The 3,419-nt window shown below is 50.9% G+C and carries 2 rRNA genes; both read right to left on the reverse strand.

Annotated features, from left to right (window positions below):
* Positions 1–19: 19 nt before the first annotated feature.
* A 5S ribosomal RNA gene (gene rrf, locus HU736_RS21630) occupies positions 20–135 on the reverse strand.
* 126 nt (positions 136–261) lie between these two features.
* Positions 262–3,153, reverse strand: a 23S ribosomal RNA gene (locus tag HU736_RS21635).
* Positions 3,154–3,419: the final 266 nt, after the last annotated feature.

A 3,419-nucleotide genomic window follows, 5' to 3' on the forward strand; every position in this document is an offset into this window, starting at 1 on the left:
AGGGGTTTTGCGAAATGAATCTTGACGATGACCTACTCTCACATGGGGAGACCCCACACTACCATCGGCGATGCATCGTTTCACTACTGAGTTCGGGATGGGATCAGGTGGTTCCAATGCTCTATTGTCGTCAAGAAATTCTGTAGCCAGAACGTCCAGATGAACGGCCCAGCAAATTCGGATATGTGATGTTTGTGTACGAATCTTCGGCGTTTCGTCTTCACCACCGCAACCTGCATGAGCAAATTGCTTGGGTGTTATATGGTCAAGCCTCACGGGCAATTAGTATTGGTTAGCTCAACGCCTCACAGCGCTTACACACCCAACCTATCAACGTCGTAGTCTTCGACGGCCCTTCAGGGGATTCTAGATCCCAGTGAGATCTCATCTTGAGGCAAGTTTCCCGCTTAGATGCTTTCAGCGGTTATCTCTTCCGAACATAGCTACCCGGCAATGCCACTGGCGTGACAACCGGAACACCAGAGGTTCGTCCACTCCGGTCCTCTCGTACTAGGAGCAGCCCCTCTCAAATCTCAAACGTCCACGGCAGATAGGGACCGAACTGTCTCACGACGTTCTAAACCCAGCTCGCGTACCACTTTAAATGGCGAACAGCCATACCCTTGGGACCGGCTTCAGCCCCAGGATGTGATGAGCCGACATCGAGGTGCCAAACACCGCCGTCGATATGAACTCTTGGGCGGTATCAGCCTGTTATCCCCGGAGTACCTTTTATCCGTTGAGCGATGGCCCTTCCATACAGAACCACCGGATCACTAAGACCTACTTTCGTACCTGCTCGACGTGTGGGTCTCGCAGTCAAGCGCGCTTTTGCCTTTATACTCTACGACCGATTTCCGACCGGTCTGAGCGCACCTTCGTACTCCTCCGTTACTCTTTGGGAGGAGACCGCCCCAGTCAAACTACCCACCATACACTGTCCTCGATCCGGATAACGGACCTGAGTTAGAACCTCAAAGTTGCCAGGGTGGTATTTCAAGAGTGGCTCCATGAGAACTGGCGTCCCCACTTCAAAGCCTCCCACCTATCCTACACAAGCAAATTCAAAGTCCAGTGCAAAGCTATAGTAAAGGTTCACGGGGTCTTTCCGTCTAGCCGCGGATACACTGCATCTTCACAGCGATTTCAATTTCACTGAGTCTCGGGTGGAGACAGCGCCGCCATCGTTACGCCATTCGTGCAGGTCGGAACTTACCCGACAAGGAATTTCGCTACCTTAGGACCGTTATAGTTACGGCCGCCGTTTACCGGGGCTTCGATCAAGAGCTTCGCTTGCGCTAACCCCATCAATTAACCTTCCGGCACCGGGCAGGCGTCACACCCTATACGTCCACTTTCGTGTTTGCAGAGTGCTGTGTTTTTAATAAACAGTCGCAGCGGCCTGGTATCTTCGACCGGCAAAAGCTTACGGGGTAAACCCTTCACCTTCGCCGGCGCACCTTCTCCCGAAGTTACGGTGCCATTTTGCCTAGTTCCTTCACCCGAGTTCTCTCAAGCGCCTTGGTATTCTCTACCTAACCACCTGTGTCGGTTTGGGGTACGGTTCCCGATTGTCTGAAGCTTAGGAGCTTTTCTTGGAAGCATGGCATCAACCACTTCGTCGCCTAAAGGCAACTCGTCATCAGCTCTCGGCCTTGAGATCCCGGATTTGCCTAAGATCTCAGCCTACCACCTTAAACTTGGACTACCAACGCCAAGCTGGCCTAGCCTTCTCCGTCCCTCCATCGCAACAATCGGAAGTACAGGAATATTAACCTGTTTTCCATCGACTACGCTTTTCAGCCTCGCCTTAGGGACCGACTAACCCTGCGTCGATTAACGTTGCGCAGGAAACCTTGGTCTTTCGGCGTGCAAGTTTTTCACTCGCATTGTCGTTACTCATGTCAGCATTCGCACTTCTGATACCTCCAGCAAGCTTCTCAACTCACCTTCACAGGCTTACAGAACGCTCCTCTACCGCATCACCAAAAGGTGATACCCGTAGCTTCGGTGCATGGTTTGAGCCCCGTTACATCTTCCGCGCAGGCCGACTCGACTAGTGAGCTATTACGCTTTCTTTAAAGGGTGGCTGCTTCTAAGCCAACCTCCTAGCTGTCTAAGCCTTCCCACATCGTTTCCCACTTAACCATGACTTTGGGACCTTAGCTGACGGTCTGGGTTGTTTCCCTTTTCACGACGGACGTTAGCACCCGCCGTGTGTCTCCCATGCTCGGCACTTGTAGGTATTCGGAGTTTGCATCGGTTTGGTAAGTCGGGATGACCCCCTAGCCGAAACAGTGCTCTACCCCCTACAGTGATACATGAGGCGCTACCTAAATAGCTTTCGAGGAGAACCAGCTATCTCCGAGCTTGATTAGCCTTTCACTCCGATCCACAGGTCATCCGCTAACTTTTCAACGGTAGTCGGTTCGGTCCTCCAGTTAGTGTTACCCAACCTTCAACCTGCCCATGGATAGATCGCCCGGTTTCGGGTCTATACCCAGCGACTAAACGCCCTATTAAGACTCGCTTTCGCTACGCCTCCCCTATTCGGTTAAGCTCGCCACTGAATATAAGTCGCTGACCCATTATACAAAAGGTACGCAGTCACCTAACAAGTAGGCTCCCACTGCTTGTACGCATACGGTTTCAGGATCTATTTCACTCCCCTCTCCGGGGTTCTTTTCGCCTTTCCCTCACGGTACTGGTTCACTATCGGTCAGTCAGTAGTATTTAGCCTTGGAGGATGGTCCCCCCATGTTCAGACAAAGTTTCTCGTGCTCCGTCCTACTCGATTTCATTGATAAGAGATTTTCGTGTACGGGGCTATCACCCACTACGGCCGCACTTTCCAGAGCGTTCCACTAATCTCAAACCAACTTAAGGGCTGGTCCCCGTTCGCTCGCCACTACTAAGGGAATCTCGGTTGATTTCTTTTCCTCAGGGTACTTAGATGTTTCAGTTCCCCTGGTTCGCCTCTTGCACCTATGTATTCAGTACAAGATACTCAGCTTATGCTGAGTGGGTTCCCCCATTCAGAGATCTCTGGATCACAGTCTGTTTGCCGACTCCCCAAAGCTTATCGCAGGCTACCACGTCTTTCATCGCCTCTGACTGCCAAGGCATCCACCGTATGCGCTTCTTCACTTGACCATATAACCCCAAGCAATCTGGTTATACTGTGAAGACGACATTCGCCGAAAATTCGTACTGCCCTTTCGAGCATTCACAAATTTTACCTTAGCCTGATCACACACCAGTGAAAGTGCATGTCAGTCTATTTCTATCACATATCCGAATTTTTAAAGAACGATCTAGTCAAAGACTAGAAATCAACACTCATCATCTTTCAATGGAATGCTCATTTCTAAGCTTTAAGCATAAAAGCCAGTTCCATTGCTCGAAGCAGCTTTTTCGTC

The organism is Pseudomonas shirazensis, assembly GCF_014268785.2.
Classification (GTDB): Bacteria; Pseudomonadota; Gammaproteobacteria; order Pseudomonadales; family Pseudomonadaceae; genus Aquipseudomonas; species Aquipseudomonas shirazensis.